The organism is Streptosporangium sp. NPDC006013 (assembly GCF_040614275.1).
GTDB lineage: Bacteria > Actinomycetota > Actinomycetes > Streptosporangiales > Streptosporangiaceae > Streptosporangium.
Window position 1 is genome coordinate 1 of record NZ_JBEXUE010000029.1, and the last position, 23,912, is coordinate 23,912.

At 71.5% G+C, this 23,912-nt stretch carries 21 protein-coding genes; 4 read left to right on the forward strand and 17 right to left on the reverse strand.

Translation table 11 applies throughout. From position 1 onward, the window contains the following. Positions 1–190 precede the first annotated feature (190 nt). Together ABZ260_RS07145 and ABZ260_RS07150 are read left to right on the forward strand one after the other, a co-directional pair. Positions 191–502, forward strand: a complete 312-nt coding sequence (locus ABZ260_RS07145; protein ID WP_355613924.1) for a hypothetical protein — start codon at positions 191–193, stop codon at positions 500–502. A gap of 61 nt (positions 503–563) precedes the next feature. Continuing rightward, on the forward strand, positions 564–1,004 hold the full coding sequence (locus tag ABZ260_RS07150) for a GNAT family N-acetyltransferase (protein ID WP_355613854.1): 441 nt from the start codon (positions 564–566) through the stop codon (positions 1,002–1,004). A 484-nt stretch (positions 1,005–1,488) separates the two neighbouring features. Here the strand turns inward: ABZ260_RS07150 and ABZ260_RS07155 are convergent, their stop codons facing one another. From ABZ260_RS07155 to ABZ260_RS07190, 8 genes are read right to left on the reverse strand one after another with little or no spacing between them, the layout of a single operon-like run. Beyond that, the gene (locus tag ABZ260_RS07155; protein WP_355613855.1) at positions 1,489–2,712 is read right to left on the reverse strand and encodes an exo-alpha-sialidase; all 1,224 of its coding nucleotides are present in this window, start codon (positions 2,710–2,712) and stop codon (positions 1,489–1,491) included. Between the two features lie 8 nt (positions 2,713–2,720). Next, positions 2,721–3,491 (reverse strand): aldolase/citrate lyase family protein, encoded by a 771-nt coding sequence (locus ABZ260_RS07160; protein ID WP_355613857.1) that lies wholly within the window; start codon positions 3,489–3,491, stop codon positions 2,721–2,723. Between the two features lie 23 nt (positions 3,492–3,514). Beyond that, a complete protein-coding gene (locus ABZ260_RS07165) occupies positions 3,515–4,504 on the reverse strand; it encodes an aldo/keto reductase (RefSeq protein ID WP_355613859.1) in 990 nt (329 codons plus the stop codon). Next, on the reverse strand, positions 4,501–5,430 hold the full coding sequence (locus ABZ260_RS07170) for an ABC transporter ATP-binding protein (RefSeq protein WP_355613861.1): 930 nt from the start codon (positions 5,428–5,430) through the stop codon (positions 4,501–4,503). The genes ABZ260_RS07165 and ABZ260_RS07170 overlap by 4 nt, the downstream gene beginning before the upstream one ends. Continuing rightward, on the reverse strand, positions 5,427–6,317 hold the full coding sequence (locus ABZ260_RS07175; RefSeq protein ID WP_355613863.1) for an ABC transporter ATP-binding protein: 891 nt from the start codon (positions 6,315–6,317) through the stop codon (positions 5,427–5,429). The genes ABZ260_RS07170 and ABZ260_RS07175 overlap by 4 nt, the downstream gene beginning before the upstream one ends. A 7-nt stretch (positions 6,318–6,324) precedes the next feature. After that, a complete protein-coding gene (locus ABZ260_RS07180; RefSeq protein WP_355613865.1) occupies positions 6,325–7,248 on the reverse strand; it encodes an ABC transporter permease in 924 nt (307 codons plus the stop codon). Further along, on the reverse strand, positions 7,245–8,180 hold the full coding sequence (locus ABZ260_RS07185) for an ABC transporter permease (protein WP_355613867.1): 936 nt from the start codon (positions 8,178–8,180) through the stop codon (positions 7,245–7,247). The genes ABZ260_RS07180 and ABZ260_RS07185 overlap by 4 nt, the downstream gene beginning before the upstream one ends. Positions 8,181–8,182: 2 nt before the next feature. After that, positions 8,183–9,709: an ABC transporter substrate-binding protein gene (locus ABZ260_RS07190; protein WP_355613869.1), complete on the reverse strand. Its 1,527-nt coding sequence runs from the start codon at positions 9,707–9,709 to the stop codon at positions 8,183–8,185. A 370-nt stretch (positions 9,710–10,079) separates the two neighbouring features. Here ABZ260_RS07190 and pdxA point away from each other — a divergent pair, with 370 nt between their 5' ends. Both pdxA and ABZ260_RS07200 read left to right on the forward strand, forming a co-directional pair. Beyond that, positions 10,080–12,521, forward strand: coding sequence for a 4-hydroxythreonine-4-phosphate dehydrogenase PdxA (pdxA, locus tag ABZ260_RS07195; RefSeq protein WP_355613871.1), 2,442 nt, complete (start codon positions 10,080–10,082; stop codon positions 12,519–12,521). A 39-nt stretch (positions 12,522–12,560) separates the two neighbouring features. After that, entirely contained in the window at positions 12,561–13,361 is an 801-nt protein-coding gene (locus tag ABZ260_RS07200) for a DeoR/GlpR family DNA-binding transcription regulator (RefSeq protein WP_355613873.1), read from the forward strand. A 186-nt stretch (positions 13,362–13,547) separates the two neighbouring features. Here the strand turns inward: ABZ260_RS07200 and ABZ260_RS07205 are convergent, their stop codons facing one another. Genes ABZ260_RS07205 through ABZ260_RS07245 form a run of 9 tightly spaced genes read right to left on the reverse strand, consistent with a single transcriptional unit; the run spans position 13,548 to position 23,769 of the window. Continuing rightward, complete coding sequence (locus ABZ260_RS07205; RefSeq protein WP_355613875.1) at positions 13,548–14,417, reverse strand: aldehyde dehydrogenase family protein; 870 nt, start codon at positions 14,415–14,417, stop codon at positions 13,548–13,550. Then, complete coding sequence (locus tag ABZ260_RS07210; protein ID WP_355613922.1) at positions 14,410–15,831, reverse strand: aldehyde dehydrogenase family protein; 1,422 nt, start codon at positions 15,829–15,831, stop codon at positions 14,410–14,412. The genes ABZ260_RS07205 and ABZ260_RS07210 overlap by 8 nt, the downstream gene beginning before the upstream one ends. A 14-nt stretch (positions 15,832–15,845) precedes the next feature. Further along, the gene (gene deoC / locus ABZ260_RS07215) at positions 15,846–16,766 is read right to left on the reverse strand and encodes a deoxyribose-phosphate aldolase (protein WP_355613877.1); all 921 of its coding nucleotides are present in this window, start codon (positions 16,764–16,766) and stop codon (positions 15,846–15,848) included. After that, positions 16,759–17,766 (reverse strand): ABC transporter permease, encoded by a 1,008-nt coding sequence (locus ABZ260_RS07220; RefSeq protein ID WP_355613879.1) that lies wholly within the window; start codon positions 17,764–17,766, stop codon positions 16,759–16,761. Before ABZ260_RS07220 ends, deoC begins: the two co-directional genes overlap by 8 nt. Further along, a complete protein-coding gene (locus ABZ260_RS07225; RefSeq protein ID WP_355613881.1) occupies positions 17,763–19,259 on the reverse strand; it encodes a sugar ABC transporter ATP-binding protein in 1,497 nt (498 codons plus the stop codon). The genes ABZ260_RS07220 and ABZ260_RS07225 overlap by 4 nt, the downstream gene beginning before the upstream one ends. After that, the gene (locus ABZ260_RS07230) at positions 19,256–20,191 is read right to left on the reverse strand and encodes a sugar-binding domain-containing protein (RefSeq protein ID WP_355613883.1); all 936 of its coding nucleotides are present in this window, start codon (positions 20,189–20,191) and stop codon (positions 19,256–19,258) included. Before ABZ260_RS07230 ends, ABZ260_RS07225 begins: the two co-directional genes overlap by 4 nt. After that, positions 20,188–21,702, reverse strand: a complete 1,515-nt coding sequence (locus ABZ260_RS07235) for an FGGY-family carbohydrate kinase (RefSeq protein ID WP_355613885.1) — start codon at positions 21,700–21,702, stop codon at positions 20,188–20,190. The genes ABZ260_RS07230 and ABZ260_RS07235 overlap by 4 nt, the downstream gene beginning before the upstream one ends. Before the next feature lie 2 nt (positions 21,703–21,704). Then, positions 21,705–22,757 carry a galactitol-1-phosphate 5-dehydrogenase gene (locus ABZ260_RS07240; protein ID WP_355613887.1) on the reverse strand — a complete coding sequence of 351 codons (1,053 nt, stop codon included), beginning with the start codon at positions 22,755–22,757 and terminating at the stop codon, positions 21,705–21,707. Positions 22,758–22,782: 25 nt separating this feature from the next. Beyond that, positions 22,783–23,769, reverse strand: coding sequence for a substrate-binding domain-containing protein (locus ABZ260_RS07245; protein WP_355613889.1), 987 nt, complete (start codon positions 23,767–23,769; stop codon positions 22,783–22,785). Between the last annotated feature and the right edge of the window lie 143 nt (positions 23,770–23,912).

Sequence of the window (23,912 nt, forward strand, 5' to 3'; positions counted from 1 at the left end):
TGACAATCAGCCCCGTCCGGGCGATGACCAGCCAATATCGGTTGGTGCTGAAGGTTCCACGCCTTCTCCTACCCCCTCTCTGCCAACTGCTATGAGACAGGGACGTATGAGCCCTTCTGAAATTGGCAGCGGTTCACGCGATATCCACGTATAGGCTCGCGGAGTGGTGCCTTCCGGGCTTCGATGTGAGATGGTGCTCGCCGCCATCACCGAGTTCGACCAGCTGGGCCGTGACGCCTTTCTCAAGCTGTACGGTTACCGCCCCGCCATCGGCTACTTTCTCGTCCACGGCGGTAAGCGGTACGACTCCAAGGCGATCGCCGGAGTCGCCTACCGCGGGGTCAACGGCAGCCCCCTGCGTCCTGACGAGTTCTCCGGTGGGAACGCCACCGTTGCCCAGGTACTCGGCGACCTCGACGCCTACTGGTGCTTTCATGCCACCCGCGAGCACCAGCGCCTGTACCACGCCCCCGAACAGCAGGACTACGACCTCACGGCTTGATCACGGTATAGCCACCCCCAACAGAGTTGACGTCCGAGGCGTCCTGGGGTCTCCTGCTGCGATGTCTGATCTTCGCATCCAGCAGCCGGACGGCGACGCCACGCTCAAAGACTGGCAGTACGCCCACAACGTGATCATTCCTACCCACTCCCTCTCCCTGGACGAGGTACGGGAACGCGCCCAGCGCAACCACCTGGAGATCGCGTACCTCGATGACGATCTCGTGGGCTGCAGTACGGTGCGCCCGCCGACGGACGAAACACTGACGGCCACGGTCATCGCCCGCGTGCTCGCCGCTCACCGCAGGCGGGGGTTCGGCGAGGAACTGTATGTGCGCGGGCTCAACCAGGCCCGGGAACTGGGGGCCGAGGTGATCGAGACCGTCGTCCTGTCCTCCAACGAGGACGGACTGCGGTTTGCGCTGAAGCACGGCTTCGTCGAGATCGAGCGATACCTGCTGCCCGGAGACACCATCCCCTGGATCGACTTGCGGCTCTCCTGACTGGAACAGACCCGATGTGCCCTCACGGCCTGATCCGCACTGTCCCTCCAGAAGAGCCACACCCAGGTGCGGTGGCGCAGGGTACGCAGGTCCAGCAGCGGCACGCCGTGCTTCTGCAACGACAGCTGGCAGGCGACGAAGACGGCGATGGCCACCAGGCCGGCCGCCACGATCGCGGCGGCGACGCCGGCGTCACCACCCTCGAACCAGCTGAGCCCGTAGACCAGGCCGCCGAATCCGGCAGCGGCGGTCACCACGCTCAACCAGTCGATGGTGCTGAACTGGGGCTCTCCGACGTTCTTGAGCTGCTTCAGGCCGCGCCAGGTGATCACGGCGGCGATGGGGAGCACCACGGCGAGACGACGGCGGGCAGGGGTTCTCTCGGGAGGTCACGGCCCGTGCCCGGACAGAGCACGAGGCGGGCAGCGGAGATGACCGGCCGATGCCGGAGTTCGCCCCGGTCACCACCGCGTGGCCCGCCACGTCAGGAGCCGTCGGCGCGGGATGCCCACTCGGGCCGCACGCGGACGTACTTGATGACCCGGCGATGATAGGTGAACGCGATGTGCAGTTCGCCGTCCTCGGTCTCCTGGATGGACGGGTAGGAGAACTCCCGGTTGAGCCCGTCGCGGGAGTTGTTGGTCAGGCAGTGGCCGTCGCCCACCTCCAGGTCGCGGCGGGCCGGCCAGGTGCGACCGCCGTCGCCGGACAGAGCGAGCGTCATGGGCGCGCGCGGCGCCCCCCAGAAAGCGGTCCGCCCGTCGCGCGTCTCCACGGACGCGGCAGCGGCCGGGACGCCGGGGGCGAGGCCGTCGTCGTCGATCTCGTCGTACAGGGATGTCCGGCGCTCGGTCGCGCCGGCCGCGCTGCTGTCGTTGAACACCAGCGCCAGCCGCCCGTCGCGCAGCGGCACATACTGGATGGAGGAGTTGTTGTTCGCCGGCCCGGTCGGAACCGGTTCGCTCCAGGTGTCGCCGTCGTCGGCGGACCGGCTCTCATGGACGGCGTCCGCCCAGCGACTGCGGTACAGCGCGAGCAGTGTCCCATCGGCCAGCGCGTGCACGTTCATGTGCACGCAGCCCGTGCTCCCGGGCACGGGCTGCTCGCGCCAGGTGCGGCCCTCGTCGTCGGAGACCATGAGCGAGCTGGTGTCACGGTCGCCGACCCACCGCCTGCCCGGCGTGGTGACGCAGTTGAAGACAGGCAGCAGCCACCGGCCGGACGGCAGCACCAGCACCGGCTGCCGGACGAACACCCCGCCGCGTTCCGTGGCCGGGAAGAGCGTGCGTACCGGCCCCCAGCTGTGGCCGTCGTCGCGCGAGATCCGGCAGCGGACCTCGGCGGTGTCCTGGTTGCCGGCGTGCTGCGCGGTGTAGAGCAGCCACAGCTCGCCGGCCGGTGTGGGGAACAGCACCGGGTTCTGCTCGGAGCGCGTCAGGTCGTCGGACATCCGGACGGGCACGGACCAGGCGTCCGCGCCCTTCTCCAGCCGGGAGAACCAGATGGAGATGTCCGAGATCCCTTCCTGCGTGCCGCCGAACCAGACGCAGCCGAGGTCGCCGTCGCGCAGGACCATGAGGTTGGCGGCGTGGTTCTGCACGGCGGGCGCGACCAGGTACGCCTCGTACCGGTCCGGGTCGTCGTCGCGTACCCGGATCACGCCGTCCATGCGCAGGCCGTCGGGGACGGCGGTCTGGGGATCGGTCATGGTGTTCCTCAGCGGGAGTGCCCGCGGGCGTCGGCCAGGTGGGCCTTGGCGGCGAGTTCGAGGTGGACCAGATCCGAGGAGACGCTGGCGAACGTGTAGCCCTCGGCCAGTCGCCGGGCCGCGGTCGCGCCGTCGGGGGTGTGGATCCCGGCGGCGATGCCGGCCGCCCCGGCGGTCTCGCGGATCGTGGTCAGCGCCGCCTCGAACTGGTCGGCGATCGCCGGGTCGCCGGGGAAGGCACCGCCCAGAGCGAGGGACAGGTCGGACGGGCCGACGTACACGCCGTCCAGACCGGGGGTGGCGCAGATCGCCTCGATGTTCGCCAGCCCCTGCGCGGTCTCGACCATGGCGAGGACCAGTACGGTCGCGTCGCTGTCGGCGGGGCGTGGGCCGACGCGCAGCGCGGCGCGCATCGGCCCGTACGAGCGGCGCCCCTTCGGCGGGTAGCGGGTCGCTGACACGGCCGCCGCGGCATCGTCGGCGGTGTCGACGAGTGGCACGATGACGCCGGCGGCGCCCGCGTCGAGTGCCCGGCCGATATCGCCGGGGACGTTGGCCTCGACCCGGACCAGGCCGGCGGACACGCCGCCCGCGTCGATCGCCATCAGGCCGGAGAGCAGCCCCGAATAGCCCATCAGACCGTGCTGGATGTCCAGGCACACGTAGTCGTAGCCGAGGCGCGCGATGCGCTCGGTGGCCACTGGCGAGTCGAGGACCGTCCAGTAGCCCAGGGCGGGTTCCCTGCGGCGGATCCTGGCGGCGAATTCGGTGATGGTCACGTTCTGGTCGCTCCCTCGGCGGTTCATCGGTTGTACGCGGGCATGGGACCGCGCAGTGTGGCCCCCACCCGGTCGCAGGCGGCCACGACGTCCTCGGGCAGCGGCCCGGCCGCGGCGGCCGCGAGGTTGGCGCGCAGGTGTTCGACCCGCGAGCCGCCGAGCAGGACGGCCCCCACACCGTCGCGGTGCAGCAGCCACCGCAGCGACAGCTCGGTGAGCGGGACGCCCGCCTGCTCTGCGATCCCGCCCAGGGCGGTGACGGCCTCGAACAGGGCCGGGCTCCAGTAGCGCTCCCGGTACATCGGGGCGAGCTTCGAGTCGCCGAAACGCCCGGCGGCGGGGTCCTGCTCGAAGGTGTGCCGCCCGGTGAGCAGCCCTCCGCCGAGCGGGTTGTAGACCATGGTCGTCAGCCCGGAGGCTCGCGCGAACTCCAGATACTCCTCCTCCACCCGGCGGGCCAGCAGGTTGTAGAGCTGCTGGGCGACCACGGGCCGCGGGGCGCCGGCCGCGTCGGCGGCGTGGTTGAGCTCGGCGATCTGCCAGGCCGCGTAGTTGGACACGCCGAGCGCGCCGATCTTGCCCTCGGCGACCAGTTCGGCGATCGTGCCGAGCGTCTCGGCCAGGGGGGTGCGGCGGTCGGGCTGGTGCAGGTAGAAGAGGTCGACGTGGTCCACGTCCAGGCGGCGCAGGCTCCCTTCGAGGCACGCCCGCAGCGCCGTGGCCGACAGCGGCGCGTGGTCGCCGGCGTCCGGATGGGGCATGCCGGCCTTGGTGGCCAGCACGATCCGGTCGCGCCGGGTGGCGAGCAGCGGCCCCAGGATGGACTCGGTCGCGCCGCTCGCGTACACGTTGGCGGTGTCCACGCCGGTGACGCCGGCCTCCAGCGCCGTGTCGAGCATGCGCTCGGCCTCGCGGGCGTCGGTGGTGTCGCCGAACGTCATGGTGCCGAGCACCAACCTGGACAACCGGGCGCTCGCTCCGGGAAGTGCGGCGGCCGGAACGGATACGGTCATCGGTCGGCTCCTTGCTGGGCTTCGTGCTGGGCTTCGTGCTGGGCTTCGTGCTCGGTTTCGTGCTCGGTCCCCCGCTCGGCGAGCGGTGCGGGCGGCTGGGCGGGCGGCGGCGCCGACCGGGCCCGCACCAGCTCGCGTGGCTTGCGGCCGCGGATCGCGGTGGGATCCAGCGCGGCCCGGCGCAGGGTCCGCGTGTACGGGTGCGTGGGCACGGCCAGCACGTCCCGGGTCACGCCGGACTCGACCAGGCGGCCCCTGCTCATCACCACGATGTCCTCGCTGATCTCCCTGACCACACCGAGGTTGTGCGAGATGACGACGTAGGTGAGGCCGGTCTCCGCCTGGATCTTCATCAGCAGGGCCAGGACCTGCGCCTGGACGGACACGTCCAGCGCGCTCGTCGCCTCGTCGCAGACCAGCAGGTCGGGCCTGGAGGCCAGGGCCCTGGCGATGCCGATGCGCTGGCGCTGCCCACCGGAGAACTCCGGCGGGCGCCGCTCCAGGGCCGCGGCGGGCAGGCCGACCTGGTCGATGAGCCGGGCCGCCTCCCTGGCCCGCGCGCGCCGGTCGCGCATGCCGCGCACCCGCAGTGGCTCGGCGACGATCTCCTCCGCCGACAGGTGCGGGTCGAGCGAGCCGTACGGGTCCTGGAAGATCATCTGTACCCGAGTGCGCAGCGGGCGCAGGTGCTTCTCGCTCATCTGGGCGATGTCGGTGCCGCCCACCACGATCCGGCCCGCGGTCGGCCTGATCAGCCGGACGATCGAGCGGGCGATGGTGGACTTGCCGCAGCCCGACTCCCCCACGATGGCCAGGGTGCCGCCGCGCCGTACGGAGAAACTGACGTCGTCGACCGCGCGGAAGGTGCCGTGGTCCACCGGGTAGTCCACGACGAGGCCCTCGACCTCCAGGAACGCGCCGCTCATCGGACCTCCTCCAGCGCGACCGAATCGGCCCGCGGCTCCGGCGCGTGCGGTGGCCCGCCGTCCTCGTCCCAGGGGCCCAGCCGCGGTACGGCCGTCAGCAGCTTCTTCGTGTACGGGTCGCGCGGGTCGTCGACGATCTGCTCGGCCTCGCCCGACTCGACGAAGCGGCCGTCCTTCATGACGTGGATGCGGTCGGAGACGAGCCGGGCCACGCCGATGTCGTGAGTGATCATGAGGATGCCGATGCCGGTGTTCTCCTGGACTTCGAGCAGCAGGTCGAGGATGCCCGCCTGGACGGTCACGTCGAGGGCCGATGTCGGCTCGTCGGCGACGAGCAGGACCGGCGACCCGGCCAGCGCTATCGCGATGAGCACGCGTTGCAGCATGCCGCCCGAGAGCTGGTGCGGATACCTGCGCAGCTGTGCCCGCGGGTCGGGGATGTGCACCCGGGCCAGCAGCTCGGCGGCGCGCGCGGCGGCGTCCGCCTTGGACATGCGGGGGTCGCGCAGCCGTACGGCTTCGCGGAGCTGCTGCCCGATGGTGTGCACCGGGCTGAGCGCCGTCATCGGATCCTGCGGGATGAGGGAGACCGACCGGCCGCGCACCTCGCGCACCGCGCGGGGGTCGGCGATGACATCCACGCCCTGGAACCGGGCGGTGCCGGACAGCACGGCCAGTTCCGGGGGAAGCAGGCGCAGGATGCCCATGGCGGTGGTGGACTTGCCGGACCCCGACTCCCCGATGATCGTCACGGTCTCGCCCCGGCGGATGTGGAAGCTGACACCGTCCACGGCACGGACGACGCCGGCCTCGGCCATCAGCTCGATCTGCAGCTCCTCGACCTCCAGCAGGGGACGACCGGTCTCGTCGTCGAACGCGGCTGCCATCCGCGGCTCACCTTGCCTTTCGTCTGCGTACACGGTCGCGCAGCCCGTCTCCGAGCAGGTTGACACCGACGACGAGCAGCACGATGACCAGCCCGGGAAGGGTGACCAGCCACCACGACGTGGTGATGTAGTCCTGGCCGTCGGAGATGATGCGGCCCCAGGTGGCGAACGGGCGCTGCGGTCCGGCGCCCAGATAGCTCAGCGCGCTCTCCAGCAGCACGGCCTGGGCCAGCAGCAGCAGGATCACCAGCGTGGCCTGCTTGACGACGTTGGGCAGGACGTGCCGGACCAGGATGGTGACACGGTGCAGGCCGAGCACCCTGGCCGCGGCGACGTACGGTTTCTCCCGTTCGACCAGCACCAGGGAGCGAGTGAGGCGGGCCACCTCCGGCCACTGCGCGATCGCGATCACGAATGTGATGACCGGGATGGACGGGCCGAACAGCGCGACGACGAGCAGCAGCATCAGCAGCAGGGGCAGTGAGAGCTGCGCCTCCAGCAGCCGGGACACCATGTTGTCCACCCAGCCGCCGAAGAACCCGGCCGTGGCGCCCGCCGCCAGGCCGATGACGCCGGAGACCACGATGGCCAGCACACCGACGGTGAGCGAGACCTGGCCGCCGTGCAGGATGCGGGAGAGCAGGTCACGGCCGAGCTGGTCGGTGCCGAACAGGTGCCCGCCGGTCAGCGGCGGCAGGCGGCGCAGGCTGAGGCTCTGCTCGTCGGGTCCGGGGATCGGCAGGACGCTCGCCAGCGTGACGGGCAGGACGACCAGCGCCACGCAGATCGAGCCGACCCAGATCCTCAGCTTCGCGCTCCTGCGGCGGCGGGCCGCCGTGGACCGGGCGAGGTCCTTGGGGGTCACCGCGCTGGGCCGCGCGGGCGGCGCCGCGGCGTCCAGACCGCCGGGCCCGGCCGTCACCGTACTCACGAGGCCACCGCCTTCCCGAGTCGTACCCGCGGGTCGAGCAGCGGGTAGGTGAGGTCGATGAGGAGCTGGACGAGCACGGTCAGAACTGCCGTCACCAGGATCGTCGCCTGGATCAGCGGATAGTCGCGGGTCTCCAGCGCGCGGACGACGAGCGACCCGACGCCCGGCCAGGCGAACACCACCTCGACCACGACCACGCCGTTGAGCATGGCGGCGAACCGGGTGCCGAGCGCGGTCACCACCGGCACGGCCGAGTTGCCCATGGCGTAGCGCCAGGTCAGGCCACGTTCGGAGACGCCGCGGGAGCGGGCCACCGTCAGATAGGGGGAGGCGAAGCCGGCGGCCATCTCGCGGCGGACCATCCGGGAGATCAGCGCGATCTGCAGGATGCCGACGGTCACCGTCGGCAGTACCAGGGCGGACCAGCTCGTGAAGCCGGACGCCGGGAGCACGGGCACGAGCACCGCGAAGACGGTCAGCAGCATGATGCCGCTCCAGAACTCCGGCATGGACTGGCCGGCGATCATCGCCACGTTGGCGCCCAGCTCACGGGTGGTGTCGGCGTGCCGGGCCATCCACACGCCGAGCGGGATGGCCACCGCCGCGGCGAAGAGGATGGCCGACACCGCCAGCATGATCGTGTACGGCATGCGGCTGAGCACGACGTCCAGCGCGGGGGCCTGAAAGGAGAAGGACGTTCCCAGGTTGCCGCCGAAAAGGTCGCGGACGAAGTAGCCGTACTGTTCGATCAGCGGCCTGTCCAGGCCGAACTGGACGCGGATGCGGTCGAGTTCGGCCGTGGTGGCCAGCGGGCTGGCGTACGCGGCGGCGGGGTCGCCGGGCGCCAGCCGGACGAGGACGAACACCGTCGAGACGGTCAGGAAGATGGTGAGAACGCTCTGCCCGACCCGGTGTGCAATGTAGCGGACCATGTTCATCCACTCAGTCGGACGGTGGCGAGGTCGTAGGAGTTGGTGGGGCCGAGCTGTAGGTTCTGCACGTGCTTGCGCCGGGCGATGACGGTCTTGGGGGTGAACGCCCACAGGCAGGGCCAGGTGTTCCAGATCTCCTTCTGGGCGTCGGCGAGCAGGCGCTCCCGTTTGGCCTGGTCGGCCTCCTGGGATGCCTTCTCCACCATTGTGGTGATCTTGGGGAAGACGTAGCCCTGGTAGGTGTCCCGGCTGGCCTCCTTCTCGGCGGTGCCGGCGTACATGCCCTGCAGCGGCGTCAGCGCCAGCCCGGTGGGTGTGCCGTAGCCGTTGCCGAGCACGTCCCAGTCGCCGGCCCGGCCCTGCCGCCACTTGGAGATGTCCCCGCCGGGCTGGAACTGCTGGAGCTCCGCCCGCACGCCGACCGCCTTGAGCATCTCCACCACCGCCTCCATGACACTCGTGTCGTTGACGAACTCCCCGGTCTCCCAGATGATCTTGAGGGTGAGGTCCTTGACACCGGCGGCGTCGAGCAGTTGCCGGGCCTTCCGCGGGTCGTAGACGTACTCGCCCGTCTCCGCCGCGCCGGCCAGGGTGCCGGCCACCACGCCGCGCATCGGCGTCACCGAGTCGGAGAAGACATCCTTGACCAGGGAGGGGCCGTTGATGGCGTAGGTCAGCGCCTCGCGCACGCGCGCGTCGGCCAGGGGGTGCCCGGAGGGCTTGCGGAAGTTGTAGAAGAGCTGGCAGATCCGGGTGCCCGGCACCTCCTGGACTTCCACGTCGGCCAGGCCGGAGAGCTGGGCGATCGCGTCGGGGGAGATCGCGTCGATCACGTCCACCTCACCGCTGCGCAGGGAGACGATCCGGCCGGCCTCCTCGGGCAGGAACCTGACCCGCACGGTCTTGATCGCGGGTGCGGGGCCCCAGTACTTGTCGTTGACCTGGAGGGTGTACTCGCCGGTACCCCGGCTGGCGGAGGTGACGACGTACGGGCCGGACCCGACACCGTCCTGGAGCTCTTCCGGCTTGTTGGCGGCGGCGGGGGTGATCAGGATGTTCGCCATCAGGTAGTCGAGGGTGGGCATCGGGTTCTCGGACACGAGCTTGAAGGTGCTCTTGTCCACCGGGGTGACCTTCGGCCACTCGGGGAAGAAGCCGGCCAGGAACGACCCGGGGACCTTCTGGTACATCTCCAGCGCGGTCGAGACGTCCTCCACGGTGACCGGGCTGCCGTCGGAGTAGCGGACGCCGTCGCGCAACCTGACCGTCCACTCGGTGGGGGCCGTCAGCTCGAAGCTCTCGGCCAGGACGTTCTGCACGGCGAGCTTCGGGTCGATGAACGTCAGCGCCTGCCGGACGCCGCGCTGGACACTGACGGCGGCGTCGAACTGGTTGAGCTTGTTGTCCAACGAGACGAGCGAGCGGTTGAGCGCCAGCGTCAGGCCCTGTCCGCCGGCTCCCCCGCTGGTCCCGCCGGTGCCGGTGACGGTCCCCGGCCCCGCGCAGGCGGCGAGGGGACTCAGCGTCATGGCCGCACCTGTGAGAGCACCGAGGCGGAGAAGGCTGCGGCGGGAGAGCTGGGGGCTGCCGCTTCCGAGATGGGTCACTGGGCTTCTCGCTTTCTGGACCGCAGCGGTGCGCCCTCTCGGCGGCCGCCTAGCAGGACCGGATGGTTCCCACGTCACAACGACGTTGCTGCACCATTACACGACTGCGCATTCCACGCAAGAGGTCTAGCGCATTTCGCGCAAGCTGTGACATCATCCAGGCGACATGCAAGGCTGCGCCGACGTGCCGCCCACCCCGGAGCGTGCCGCGCACGGGGTTCACGAGAACCACAAGGGTCGGTAGAAACGCAGGTAGACGGATCAAATCGGGGGTTCCTTGACGCCCAAGCCCATGACGGCCGCGCACGGCATCCTCGTCGTGGCCGACGACCTGTCCGGCGCGGCCGAGTCTGCGGCGCGAATCATGATGCGCGAAACACGCACTAAGATTCTTCTCGCCCGCCCCCCGGGGCGGGACGAGCGCGACCACGCGGAACCCGGCGTGGACGGCGCGGACGGTTTCGGGGACGCCGGGGCCGACGTGCTGGTCACCGACACCGACTCTCGGCACCGCGGGCCGGCCGAGGCCGCCGCCGCGGTGCGTGCCGCGGTGCGCCTGGCCTCGGTGGGGCGGGCACGGCTGATCTTCAAGAAGATCGACTCTCTGCTGCGCGGCAACGTGGCGGCCGAGGTGGGGGCGCTCGCCACGCCCGGCGCCGCCGTCGTGGTCACCCCGGCGCTGCCGGCCCTGGACCGGGTCGTCCGCGACGGTGTACTGCACGTGGCGGGCGTGTCCCTGCACCGGACCGACGCCTGGGCCGTGGACGGCGTCCCCGCGCCGACGTCGGTCGCCGCGGCCCTCGCGCCCCTGCCGGTCCGCGTGCTGGACCTCGCCATCGTCCGTTCGGGCCATCTCGGCGAGATGATCGCCGCCTGCGCGGCCCGTGGCCACGTCGCGGTGTGCGACGCCGAGACCGACGACGACCTGGACGCCGTCCTGCGCGCCGCCCTCACCGTCCCTTCCGTACGGCTGGTGGGCTCCGGCGGCCTCGCCGACGCCCTCGGCCGCCACCTCCGCGGCACGACGCGCCCGACGCCCCCCGCGCGGTCCGCGTCGTCCGCGCCGAGCGGGGAAGGGTCGTCCGCGCCGGGCGGGGAAGGGGAGTTCGCCCAGGTCGGCGCGGCTGGGCGAAGGGCCGCAAGGGACGGGACGGTGGCGGCTCCGGCGCCGCTGGTGGTGGTCGGAAGCGCGGAGGCGATCGCGGCCGAGCAGGTGCGCAGGCTGGTCGAGGCCGGGGCCGTGCCGGTGGCCCTGCCCGTGCCGACGCTCCTCGGGCCCCCCGGTGACCGGGCGGCGCTTCCCCGCGTCCCCATCGGCGACCGTCCGGTCGTGGTCTACCTCGACGCCGCCGGCGCCGTCCTCCCCGCGTCGGCGCGGGAGATCGCGCACCGGCTGGCCGAGGCCGTCGCGGAGGCGGTACGCGGGACCGAATCCCCGGTGGACCTCGTGCTGACCGGCGGGGAGACCGCCCGGCGCGTCCTCGACGCCCTCCGCGTTCGGGGCCTCACCCCGATCGGGCAGGTCCACCCCGGAGCCGTCCACTCCCTGACGCCGGACGGCCGTTCGGTCGTCACCCGCCCGGGCGGTTTCGGCGGAGCCGAGTCGCTCGTCGAGATCGTCCGGTCTCTCGACCCTCGTTTCGCCCCCTCTCCCACCACCGTTCCCCCGCAGCACCCAGCGAAAGGTTCCATCGTGAACATCACCCCCGCCGCCACCGGCCACCAGCCGCGTACGGCGGCCATCCCGATCATCGCCGTCACCATGGGCGACGGGGCCGGTGTCGGTCCGGAAGTCGTCGTCGGCGCCCTCCAGGACCCCCGGATCACCGAGCTCTGCCGTCCCGTCGTCATCGGTGACGCCGTACGGCTGCGCCAGGCCGCCGACATCCTCGGGATCGACACCGACATCGTGGCGGTCGACGCGGTGGCCGACGCCGTGTTCGAGCCGGGCCGCGTCAACGTCATCGACCTGGGCCTCCTGCCGGCGGACCTGCCGTGGGGGCAGATCTCTTCCGTGGCGGGCGCGGCCGCCTACCACTACGTGCGCGTCGCCAGCGAGCTGGCGATGGCCGGCGACGTGCAGGCCATCTGCACGGCCCCGCTGAACAAGGAGGCCCTGCACGCGGGCGGCTTCATCTACCCTGGGCACACCGAGCTGCTCGCCCACCTGACCGCGACCGACGAGGTGTCCATGATGCTGTCGTCGCCGAAGATCCGGGTCATCCACGTCACCACGCACATCGGGCTGATCGATGCCATCGCCAAGATCGAGCCCGGCCTGGTCGAGCGGACCGTCCGCCGGGGCCACGAGGCGTTGCGCCGTGCCGGGATCCCGAACCCGCGGATCGGTGTGTGCGGCATCAACCCGCACGCCGGGGAGAACGGCCTGTTCGGGTACGGCGAGGAGGACAAGAAGATCGTCCCGGCTGTCGAGCGGCTGAAGGCCGACGGGGTGGACGTGCACGGGCCGCTGCCCGCGGACACCGCGTTCTTCGTCGCGGGCCGCGGCGACTACGACCTGATCGTGGCCATGTACCACGACCAGGGCCACGGCCCGGTGAAGATCCTCGGCATCGAGGCCGGGGTGAACATCACCGTGGGCCTTCCCGTCATCCGTACGTCCGTGGACCACGGGACCGCCTTCGACATCGCCGGAAAAGGCGTCGCCGAGGTCGGTAGCATGATCGAGGCGCTGCGGCAAGCCGCCCAGATGTCTCCCAGCCCGGCGATCTGAGCCCGGGGCGCTCGAACGACAAGTCGAGAAGGAGCAGCGTTGCCCAGGATCAACTCCGACCGTCGCCGTGCCGAGATCGTGCGTCTGGCCACGACCAGCGGCCTCGCCAGTGTCGAAGAGCTGTCCTCGACGTTCGCCGTGACGCCCTCCACCATCCGCCGCGACCTCGCCCGGCTGACCGCGCAGGGCCTGCTGGCCCGCACGTACGGCGGAGCGATGGCCGTCGTCGCCCACCCCGAGGACTCGCTGCGCCAGCGCGTGGGCGACGCCTTCGAGCTCAAGCGCGGCATCGCCCGGTGGGCGGCCCAGCAGATCAGGGCCGGGGAGTCGGTGCTGCTCGACGCCGGCTCGACCGTCGCGGCGCTCGCGCACGAGCTGCGCTCAAGCACCCAGCTCCTGATCGCCACCACGAGCCTCGCGGTGCTGAAGGAGCTGGACGACGTCGAGGGGCTCCACGTGGAGTGCCTGGGTGGCCGGCTGCGTCACCTCAGCCAGGGGTTCGTCGGCCCGGTCACCGAGGCGGCGCTGGAGCGGATGTCGTTCGACCGGGCCTTCCTCGGCGCCGACGGCGTCACCGCCGACCGGGGGATCTGCGAGGCGGATCTCCAGCAGACCCGGCTCAAGGAGCTGATGGCCCGCAGCTCCCAGCGGACGTACGTGCTGGCGCACGCGGCCAAGCTGGGGTGGCGCCCGTTCCACGCCTGGGTGCGGCTGCCGGGGCCGTGGACGCTGGTGACCGACGACAGCGCGACCGAGGAGGCGCTGGCCCCGTTCGCGGCTCAGGGGGTCGAGGTGGTCGTCGTCGACGCCGAGGGCCGGATCAGCAAACCGGGCCGTTGAGGACAGGGGCGAAGTCAGCACTTTCATTTGCCCGTGATCAGTGTCCTCGCGCTGGCTCGCGGGGGCGATGCGGGCGCGCTCACCATGGAGCGCCACGCTCGCGACGGCGCGCCCAGGATGCCGGATGGCCGAGATCCTCCTGGGCGCCCTGCAACCCCGCAGCCGCTCCTGACCGGCGGCCCCGAGTCACCGGCCGATCGGGTGCCAGACCGTCTTGATCTCCAGGAAGGGCCTGATGCGGGACAGACCGGGATCGGTATCGTCCCAGTCGTCTCCGCCGGGTCGCAGGACCCTCTTGAGCGTGGTCGCCGCCAGGCCTTCCAGCTCGACCGCGAGACTCCCCGCGCCGGCCAGGTCCAGGGCGTTCACGTCGGCGTGGCCGGCCAGCGGTGGGGCGAGCTCGGACAGGCGGCCGGTCAGGATGTTCGCGACACCCGCCGGAAGGTCCGAGGTGGCCAGCGCCTCGGCCAGCGTGATCGCGGGCAGCGGGGCGCCCTCGTCGGCCACCAGCACCGCCGTGTTGCCGGAGGTGAGCACGGGGGCGAGTACCGAGACCAGCCCGAGCAGCGAGGAGCCGGTGGGGGCGAAGACGCCCACGACGCCCGTCGGCTCGGGCTCGGAGAGGTTGAAGTACGGGCCCGACACGGGGTTCGCGCCGCCCAGCAGCTGGCCGAACTTGTCGGCCCACCCGGCGTAGTAGACCCAGCGATCGATGGCCGCCGACACGAGCGCCTGCGCCCTGGCCTTGCCCACCCCTTCCGCCGCGGTGACCTCCTCGGCGAACTGGGCCCGCCGGCCCTCCATCATCTCCGCGACCCGGTAGAGGATCTGGCCGCGATTGTAGGCCGTGCGTCCCGACCAGCCGGGAAACGCCTTGCGGGCCGCCACCACGGCGTCGCGTACGTCCTTGCGCGAGGCCTGGGCGGCGTTGGCGAGATGGTCTCCGGCCGAGGACGTCACGGGATAGGACCTGCCTGACTCCGAGCGCGGGAACGCGCCGCCGACATAGAGCTTGTACGTCCTGCGCACGGCGATGCGCGGAAAGGTGTCAGTCAAGGTAAGCCTCCAGCCCGTGCCGACCGCCCTCACGGCCATAACCGGACTCCTTGTAGCCGCCGAAGGGGCTGGCGGGATCGAACACGTTGAAGGTGTTGGACCACACCACACCGGCGCGCAACCGGCTGGCGGTCCAGAGCATCAGGGAGCCCTTCTCCGTCCACACGCCGGCGGACAGCCCGTACGGCGTGTTGTTGGCCTTGGCCACGGCCTCCTCCGGAGTGCGGAAGGTCAGCACCGACAGCACGGGGCCGAAGATCTCCTCGCGGGCGATCCGGTGCGCCTGCGTGACTCCGGTGAACACGGTGGGCGGGAACCAGTACCCGCGCTCGGGCAGCGGGCACGCCGGCGACCAGCCCGTGGCGCCTTCCGCCTGGCCGGCCGCGGCGAGCTCGCGAATCCTGGCGAGCTGCGCCGCGGAGTTGACGGCGCCGATGTCGGTGTTCTTGTCCAGCGGGTCGCCGAGGCGCAGCCGCTCGATGCGGGCCCGCAGCCGGGCCAGCAGCTCGTCCACGATCGACTCCTGGACCAGCAGCCGGGAGCCCGCGCAGCACACGTGGCCCTGGTTGAAGAAGATCCCGGTGACGATCCCCTCGACGGCCTGGTCGATCGCCGCGTCGTCGTAGACGATGTTGGCGCCCTTGCCGCCGAGTTCGAGAGTGAGCCGCTTGCCCGTGCCGGCGACCGCGCGGGCGATCTCCCTGCCGACCTCGGTGGAGCCGGTGAAGGCCACCTTGTCGGCGCCAGGGTGCGCGACCACGGCGCGGCCGGTGGCGCCGGCCCCGGTCACGATGTTCACCACGCCGGCCGGCAACCCGGCCTCCTGGCAGATCTCCGCGAACGCCAGGGCGGTCAGCGGGGTGGTCTCGGCGGGTTTGAGCACGACCGTGTTCCCGGTGGCCAGCGCGGGCGCGACCTTCCAGGCGAGCATCAGCAGCGGAAAGTTCCACGGGATGACCTGCGCGGCCACGCCCAGCGGCCGGGTGCCCAGCCCGGCGTGCGCCAGCTTGTCGGCCCAACCGGCGTAGTAGAAGAAGTGGGCGGCGGCCAGCGGCAGGTCGACGTCCCTGGTCTCCTTGATCGGTTTGCCGTTGTCCAGCGACTCCAGGACGGCCAGCTCACGGGCACGTTCCTGGATCACGCGCGCGATCCTGAACAGGTATTTGCCGCGCTCGGCCCCCGGCAGGGGCGACCACACCTGCTCGAAGGCCCGCCGCGCCGCCGCGAAGGCGCGATCCACGTCGGCGTCATCGGCGACGGCCACCTCGGCCAGCGGCTCCTCGTCGGCAGGGTTGACCGTGACGATGCGCTCATCGCTCTTGGATTCGACGAACTCGCCGTCGATGAACAGGTCGTACGACGGCCGGATGGACACGATGGCCCGTGACTCCGGCGCCGGCGCGTACTCGAAGATCTCCACACCTCTCCCTAGTCGATCGTGTAGTAGTCGGGCCCGCCGTAGTGGCCGGTGGCGAGCTTGGTCCGCTGCATGAGCAGGTCGTTCAGCAGCGTCGAGGCGCCGAGCCGGAACCACGCGGGGTCGAGCCAGTCGTCCCCGGCGATCTCCTTGACCAGCACCAGGTAGCGGATGGCGTCCTTGGTGGTGCGGATGCCGCCGGCGGGCTTCACCCCGGCCTGCCGTCCGGTGGCCGTCCGGTAGTCCCTGACGGCCTCCAGCATGATCAGCGTCACCGGCAGGGTGGCGGCGGGCGCGACCTTGCCGGTGGAGGTCTTGATGAAGTCGGCGCCGGCGTGCAGCGCCAGCCAGGACGCCCGTCGTACGTTGTCGTGGGTGACCAGCTCGCCGGTCTCCAGGATGACCTTCAGATGGGCTTGGCCGCACTGCTCCTTGACGGCCGTGATCTCGTCGAAGACCTTGCGGTAGTCGCCCGCCAGGAACGCGCCCCGGTCGATCACCATGTCGATCTCGGTGGCTCCGGCGGCCACCGCCGCGCTCGTGTCGGCCAGCTTCACCTCCAGCGACGTGCGCCCGGCGGGGAAGCCCGTGGCGACCGAGGCGAGCCCGACGCCGCTGCCCTTCAGCGCCTCGGCGGCCACGGCGACCATGTCGGGGTACACGCAGAGCGCGGCGACCGAGGGAGCGGTGGGGTCGGCCGGGTCGGGCCGTACGGCCTTGGCCGCCAGCGCGCGCACCTTGCCCGGGGTGTCCGCCCCTTCGAGGGTGGTCAGGTCCACCATCCTGATGGCCAGGTCGATCGCGTACCGCTTGGCCGTGGTCTTGATCGACCGGGTGGCCAGGTCGGTGGCCCGCCGGCCGACGCCGACCTCGTCGACGCCGGGCAGTCCGTGCAGGTAGGCCCGCAACGAGCCGGGAATGGTGTCAGGCACGAGCGCCACGCCTCTCGATGAGCATGTTGAGTACGAGGGCGACCAGCAGGATGAGGCCGGTCACCACCATCTGGAAGAAGGAGCCCAGGCCGAGCAGGTTGCACAGGTTGCGCAGCACCGACAGCAGCAGCACCGCCACGAAGGTGCCGAACACACCGCCCCGGCCGCCGAACAGATTGGTGCCGCCCAGCACCACGGCCGCGATCGCGTCCAGCTCCAGCCCGCTGAAGGCGGTGGGCTGGCCCACGGTCAGACGGGAGGTGAGCAGCACTCCGGCCAGCGCCGCCAGCCCGCCCGACACCGCGAACACCGTGGTGATCACGCCTCGCACGGGCAGGCCGGACAGCCGGGCGGCCTCCTTGTTGCTGCCGACCGCGTACACGTACTCGCCGAACGTGGTGCCGCGCAGCACCCCGGCGGCGAGGAGGGTGACCACCACGAAGATGATCCCGACGATCGGCACGTAGCCGACGAACCCGCCGCCGAGGAGCTGGAACGCCTCGGATCCGCCGGCCTCCGCCGGCTTGCCGTCGGTCAGCAGGTACGTGAGCCCGCGGATGGCCGTGAGCCCGGCCAAGGTGGTCATGAACGCCGGCAGCGACAGGTACGCCGACAGCCCGCCCATGACGGCGCCGAACGCCGCGCCGGCCGCGATGCTGAGCAGGATCGCCGGCAGGACCGGCACGCCCGAGACCATGAGCAGGGCGACGGTCATCCCGCCGAAGGCCGCGACGCTGCCGACCGACAGGTCGATGCCCGCCGTCAGCACCACCATGGTCATGCCGATGGCCACGATGCCGGTCAGCGACGACTGCTGCAGCAGGTTGGCGATGTTGCGGCCGGTCAGGAACTGCGGCGCCAGCAGCGACGCCACCACGCACAGGGCGAGGAAGACCAGCAGCAGGTTGGACTTGACGATCAGGTCGGCGCCGCGGCGCGATCGGCCGCCGCGCTCCTTTCCGGTGGCCGAGGCCACCGTGGATCCGAGGGATGTGGTCATACCGTGGCTCCTGTGATGACGGTGTGCGCGATGACGCTTTCCGGGCTGGTGCGGGGGTCGAAGCGGGCGACGTTGCGGCCTTCGTACAGGACCTGGATGTGGTCGGCGTTGGCGGTCAGCTCGTTGAGCTCGCTGCTGGCCAGCAGCACGGCCACACCCTGGTCGGCGAGGTGGCGCACCTGCCGGTAGAGGTCGGCCTTGGCGCCGACGTCCAGGCCGCGCGTGGGCTCGTCCAGCAGCAGGACCCTGATCCCGCCCCGGATGATCCACTTGGCCAGCACGATCTTCTGCTGGTTGCCGCCGGAGAGCTGGCCCACGAGCTGGTCGGGTCCCGCCGCCTTGACGCCCAGGTCGGCGAGCACGGGCCGGGCCAGGCGCCGGCCGCGCCGGCCGGGCAGCAGCCACGGGGGGCGGCCGAGCGCGCCGATCGCGGCGTTGCGGCTGACGGACAACCCCAGCATCAGGCCCTGCTCCTTCCTGCTCTCCGGCACCAGGGCCAGCCCCGCGCGTACGGCGGCGGCCGGGCCGGCGACCTGGAGCGGGCGGCCGTCCAGCCGGGCCGTGACCTGAGCCTTGAGGTCGCCGAACAGGGCACGCAGCAGCGTGGTCCGGCCCGCGCCGCCGAGACCGGCGAGCCCGACGACCTCGCCCGGCCGTACCTCGAGATCGCGGACGTCGAGGAGCCCTGGCACATGGACCCGCTCGACGCGCAGCAGCGGCTCCCCGCCGGGCGCGGGCCGGTCCGTGGCGCCCACGAGTTCGCTCGCCTCGCCGATCATCGCAGCCACGATCTCGTCGGGACCGGTCGAGGCCAGGTCATAGACGCCCGCCGTACGGCCGTCGCGCAGCACCGTGGCGCGGTCGCCGATCTCCATGACCTCGTCCATGCGGTGGGAGATGAAGATCACCGACCGTCCTTCGGCGGTGAGGGAGCGGATGACCTCGAACACCGCCAGCAGTTCGCTCTCGCCGAGTGTGGCCGACGGCTCGTCCATGACAATGACGCGCGCGTCGGCGGTCAGCGCCTTGGCGATGGCGGTGAGCTGCTGGGCCGCGATCGGCAGCTCCCCGACCCGGGTGGTGACGGGGAAAGAGGCGCCGACCCGGTCCAGTGCCTCGCGGGCCAGCCGCGCCCGCTGCCCGCGCCGGACGAACGGGCCCAGCCGCGGCGCCCGGCCCAGCAGCAGGTTCTGCGCGACGGTGAGGTCCGGCAGCAGGTCCAGCTCCTGGTAGATCACCGCGATGCCGGCCGCCTGCCCCGCATGCGGGGTGGCGGGCCTGAAGGGCTGCCCGTCCAGCAGGATCGTGCCCTCTTCCGGCTGGTAGGAGCCGGCCAGGATCTTCATGAGGGTGCTCTTGCCGGCGCCGTTCTCGCCCAGCAGACAGTGCACCTCGCCGGGGCGGACGCTCAGCTCGACCCCGTCCAGGGCGACGGTGCCGGGGAAGCGTTTGACGATCCCGGTCATGCGCAGCCGTTCCCCGGTGCCGGTCATGTCTCCTCCAGCAGGTGAGTGGCGTTCTGGTCGTCGGTGATCAGCACGTCGCACAGGCCGCTGGTCACGACGGCCCGGCACACCGCCCGCTTCGCGCTGCCGCTGACCAGCGCGACCGAGGTGGTGGGCGAGCGCAGGAGGTCCAAGGACAGGCCGAGCGTGCGGCCGTCCAGGTCGGGGTCGACGATCTGGCCGCGCGCGTCGATGAAACGGCCCAGCACGTCCCCCACCGCGCCGGCGGCCGCGAGCCGGTCGAGGTCGCCCGCGTCGATCTGACCGGAGTCCACCAGCACCGAGTCGCTGCCCATGCCGCCGGGGCTGAACAGGAACAGGTCCGCCCTGGCGGCCAGCGTGAGCACGTCGGAGACGGCGCGGTCGTTCTCCAGCGCCGCCCGGGTGCTCTGCTGCTCCAGGATCGCCGGGGCGGCCAGCAGCGTCGCGGTGCCGCCGCCGTGATGGGCGATCGAACTCGCCATGCTGCCCGCGCCGGTCGGCTGTCGCGAGCGGCTGAGCGCGCCGTTGATCTGCACGACGTTGACGCCCGTCGCCCAGCCAGGGGTGAGCTCACCGGCCAGCCGGTCGAGCGTCCGGCCCCAGGAGACGCCGATCAGCCGGGGCACGGGCCGCATCGCCACCAGGTGGTCGGCGCCGGCTGCGGCCACCTGCTTGCGCACCTGCTCGTCGCCGCCGCTGCCCGCCACCACGATGGTCTCCCGCAGCCGGAACCGCTTGCTGAGCGCCCGCTCCAGGGCGCCCACCCGGGAACGCGGATGCAGCACCTCGATCCTGACGATGCCGACCTCGCGTGCCTCGGCCAGCATCCGCCCCACTTTCCATCGGGTCAGGTGCATGGCGTGGGCGATCTGTTCCTGCGTCTCGCCGCTCTCGTAGTAGCGGACGGCCACCTGGTAGAGCTGGTCGTCGTCGGTCATGAGCCGGACCTCCGCCGCGGATCGCTCAGCCGGTGGGAGATCTCCGTGGTGGCGGCGGTGGCCGCGCGGTAGTCGGGGTAGCCGTGGCGGTAGGCCGCCACGTGCTCGGCGACCGGCTCCACGGTGCGGACCTGGGGCGCGTATCGCACTGCCGCCTCCGCCGGCGAGGCGTACCACCCGGTGCCGGCCGCGGCCAGCACCGCGCAGGCGCGCAGCGTCAGGTTGTCACCGGTGACCAGATGGACCGGCCGGCCGAGCACGTCGGCGGTGGTCTGGAGCCACAGCTCGTTGTGCCGAATGCCGCCCGACAGGTAGACCTCCTCCACGGCGATGCCGCCGTCGATGAAGGAGTCGAGGACCTGGCGGGTGCCGTACGCGACGCCCTCCACGGCCGCCCGGTAGATCTGCTCGGCGGAGCTGGCCAGGGTCAGCCCGAGCACCGCGCCCCGCAGGCGCGGGTCCCGCAGCGGCGTGCGGTTGCCCATGAAGTAGTCCAGGACGATCAACCCGTGGTCGACCGGCGGCAGCTCCGCCGCGGCCTTGATGAGTCCGCCGAGCTCGGCCCGGGGCCGTCCGATGAGCTTCTCGCCCGCCCAGGCCAGCACGGAGCCCGCGCTCACCTGGCCGCCCTCCACGAGCCAGCGGCCCGTCTGCAGCGCGTCCGGGTACGGCCCCCAGACGGTGGACGGGAAGACCGCTTCGTCGATCTCGGTGACGAACGCGTTGGACGTGCCGCAGACGATCGACACCCGCCCTTCCGGGGCACCGCCGATGGCCAGCAGCGACAGGTGCGCGTCGATCCCGCCCGACACGACGACCGCGGGGCCGGTGACGCCGAACTCCTCGCGGGCCCGTACGCCGAGCGGCCCCACTGCCTCGCCGACCGGCACGATGTCGTCCGGCAACTTGTCGCCCAGGTCGCCGATGCCGAGCGAGGCGTACAGGTCGTGCGGGAAGCCCGTACCGCGCGGATCGTAGTTGCTCTTGCACACCGCGTTCATGCGCGATCCCGCCCACCGCCCGGTGAGCCGCCACACCATGTAGTCCACCGCCTCGACGACGCGTGCGGCGGCACGGTAGGTCTCGGGCTCGTGGCGGGCCAGCCACATGGCCTTGGGCACCAGCCACTCCACCGCGTCGCAGCCGCCGGAGTAGCGCAGGACCGGGTGGCCGGTCTGCGCGGTCAGCGCCGACTCCTCGCCCGCCCGGCCGTCCATCCACAGCAGGGCCGGCCGCAGCGGGCGGCCCTGCTGGTCGAGGACGGCCACCGTCGAGGCCGTGGTCGCCACCGCGACCCCGGCGATGGGCGGATCGCCCGCCTCGGCGAGCGCCTGGCGGGCCGCGTGGACGCTCGCCCGCCACCAGTCGTCCGGGTCCTGCTCGGCCCATCCCGGCCGGGGGAAGTTCGTCGGGTACGCGGCGTCGCCCGTCCCCATCGGCGAACCTTCGACGCTGTAGACCGCGGCCCGCGCGCCTTCGGTTCCCAGGTCGAGCGCGAGGAAAGCCGTCATCGTCACTCCTCGTTCGGCAGGAAGAGAACCTTGGAGCTGAAGATCGACCGCTCACCGAGGCCGGCCATGGTCTCGGGCAGCGCGTCCAGCCCCAGCTCGTGCGTGATCATGAACTTCCAGGCGAGGTCGCCCGAGCTCAGCCCCTTGGCCGCGACCCGCCACTCCTCACCGGGGAAGGGCGCGGAGAAGGAGTTCCACGCCCCGTGCAGGGTGACCTCGCGGCGCAGGAACGAGCTGAACGTGGCCTTCGGCAGCACCACGGGGTCGTGCGGGATGCCGATGAACACCGCCTCGCCGTGCCTGGCCGCCAGGCCCACGGCCTGGTCCACCGTGGCGGGCACGCCCGCTGACTCGATGACCACGTCGTAGCCGTCGCCGACCGTCTCGGCGGCCGCTTCCGCGCTGGTCGCGGTATGGGTGGCGCCGGCCTCGGTGGCCATGGCGGCCTTCTGCTCGTTCACCTCGACGACGAGCACCTCGGCCGCACCGGCGAGCTTGGCCCACTGCACCGCGAACAGCCCGATCGGGCCGGCGCCAACCACCGCCACCCGCTTGCCGCCGCGCATCCGGGTGCGCCACAGGGCGTGCAGCGCGATCGCGGCCGGGTCGAGCATGGCCGCGGCACGCGGGTCGAGATCGGCCGGTAGCACCATCAGGTTCTCGTCCGGCACGGTGACGTACTGGGCGTAGGCCCCGTCCCTGCGGCTGCCGAAGTAGCCGTAGTCCTTGCACAGGCTGAAGTGGCCCTGGCTGCAGGGAGCGCAGGCGTGGCAGGGGATGAGCGGGGGTACGGTGACCAGGTCTCCCTCCCGGACGCGGCCGGTGGCGGCCAGACGGTCGCCGAGGCGGACCACGTGGCCCGAGAACTCGTGGCCGCAGATGATCGGGAAGTGGTAGGCCCCCGCGCGTAGCATGCGCGGGATGTCAGAGCCGCACACCCCGCAGGCCGCGACTCGGACGAGTGCCTCTCCTGGGCCGGGCACGGGCACGGGCACCTGTTCGACCCTGATGTCACCGGGGGCGTGAAGCACCGCAGCCTGCATGGTTTCCGACATCCTGTCGCCTTTCTCCTGTGGGGTGCTACTTGCCGGCTTCGGCGAACCCGCCGGTTCCGTTGGCGTACTGGGCGGCGTTGTCCGTGTCGATCAGCCCGGTGCCCGCGTCGATGGAGGACTCGACCTTCTCGCCCTTCTGGACCTGGAGCATCGTCTCCACGGCCTTGGCGCCGAGGGAGATGGGGTCGTTGAGCGCGGTGGCCACGTACTGGCCGGACGGGATCTGCTTGACCGCCTCCATGAGCCCGTCGACCCCGGCGACCAGGACCTTGTCCTTGCCGTTCTCCTTGAGCACCTGCAGGGCGCCGAGCGCCATGTCGTCGTTGTGCGCGTAGACGGCGGCCACGTCGGGGTGGACCTGGAGCAGGTCCTGCATGGCGGTGACCGCCTTGGAGCGCACGTAGTCCGAGTACGGGCCCTCAATGATCTTGATCTTGGGGTTGGCCGCCACGGCCTCGTGGAAACCCGCGCTGCGGTCGCGCGCCACGGCGCCGCCGGCGTCGCCGCGGATCTCGATGACCGTGCCGCCCTTGTCGCCGAGCTGCTCACTGAGCCGCTTGCCGACGAGCGCGCCCATCGCCTTGTTGTCGCGGCCGACGTGGGCGATCGCACCCTCGGGCACCGGCCGGTCCACGGTCACGACCGAGATGCCGGCCGCCTTGGCCGCGGTGATACCCGGCTGTACACCCTGCGGGTCGACCGGGTTGATGAGCAGGACGTCGACCTGACGGGTGATGAGGTCCTGGATGTCGTTGTTCTGCTTGGTGACGTCGCCGCCCGCGTCGGCGAAGTAGAGCGTGGCGCCGGCCTTCTTGGCGGCGGCCTCGGCCCCCTCGCGGAGCTGGACATAGAAGGGGGACTGCTGGGTCGCCTGGCTGAACCCGATGGCGACAGGGCCGTCCGACTGCTGGCCGGTGGTCTCGGCAGAGCCGCCCGGGGTGGTGGACACCGAACAGGCGGACAGGGCGGCGACCAGGAGAGAGGGGATTATGAGCGACCGGAATGCGCGCATCTGAGCCTCCGTATGTGACGTAGGTAACGCACTGTAAGTCGCCTATTAACCTCCCTGCAACACTTGAGCTAGATTCTGCTCATATGAGCAGAAGGTGTGAGTGTGATCGTCCCGCCTGTGCAGCGACGGCCTGTTAGGCCTGG

Excerpts from the sequence above, each read along its gene's own strand:
- ABZ260_RS07145 (WP_355613924.1), top strand. The coding sequence starts at position 191 with ATGGTGCTCGCCGCCATCACCGAGTTCGACCAGCTGGGCCGTGACGCC.
- ABZ260_RS07150 (WP_355613854.1), top strand. The coding sequence starts at position 564 with ATGTCTGATCTTCGCATCCAGCAGCCGGACGGCGACGCCACGCTCAAA.
- ABZ260_RS07155 (WP_355613855.1), bottom strand. The coding sequence starts at position 2,712 with ATGACCGATCCCCAGACCGCCGTCCCCGACGGCCTGCGCATGGACGGC.
- ABZ260_RS07165 (WP_355613859.1), bottom strand. The coding sequence starts at position 4,504 with ATGACCGTATCCGTTCCGGCCGCCGCACTTCCCGGAGCGAGCGCCCGG.
- ABZ260_RS07170 (WP_355613861.1), bottom strand. The coding sequence starts at position 5,430 with ATGAGCGGCGCGTTCCTGGAGGTCGAGGGCCTCGTCGTGGACTACCCG.
- ABZ260_RS07175 (WP_355613863.1), bottom strand. The coding sequence starts at position 6,317 with ATGGCAGCCGCGTTCGACGACGAGACCGGTCGTCCCCTGCTGGAGGTC.
- ABZ260_RS07185 (WP_355613867.1), bottom strand. The coding sequence starts at position 8,180 with ATGGTCCGCTACATTGCACACCGGGTCGGGCAGAGCGTTCTCACCATC.
- ABZ260_RS07190 (WP_355613869.1), bottom strand. The coding sequence starts at position 9,709 with ATGACGCTGAGTCCCCTCGCCGCCTGCGCGGGGCCGGGGACCGTCACC.
- pdxA (WP_355613871.1), top strand. The coding sequence starts at position 10,080 with ATGACGGCCGCGCACGGCATCCTCGTCGTGGCCGACGACCTGTCCGGC.
- ABZ260_RS07220 (WP_355613879.1), bottom strand. The coding sequence starts at position 17,766 with ATGACCACATCCCTCGGATCCACGGTGGCCTCGGCCACCGGAAAGGAG.
- ABZ260_RS07225 (WP_355613881.1), bottom strand. The coding sequence starts at position 19,259 with ATGACCGGCACCGGGGAACGGCTGCGCATGACCGGGATCGTCAAACGC.
- ABZ260_RS07230 (WP_355613883.1), bottom strand. The coding sequence starts at position 20,191 with ATGACCGACGACGACCAGCTCTACCAGGTGGCCGTCCGCTACTACGAG.
- ABZ260_RS07235 (WP_355613885.1), bottom strand. The coding sequence starts at position 21,702 with ATGACGGCTTTCCTCGCGCTCGACCTGGGAACCGAAGGCGCGCGGGCC.
- ABZ260_RS07240 (WP_355613887.1), bottom strand. The coding sequence starts at position 22,757 with ATGTCGGAAACCATGCAGGCTGCGGTGCTTCACGCCCCCGGTGACATC.
- ABZ260_RS07245 (WP_355613889.1), bottom strand. The coding sequence starts at position 23,769 with ATGCGCGCATTCCGGTCGCTCATAATCCCCTCTCTCCTGGTCGCCGCC.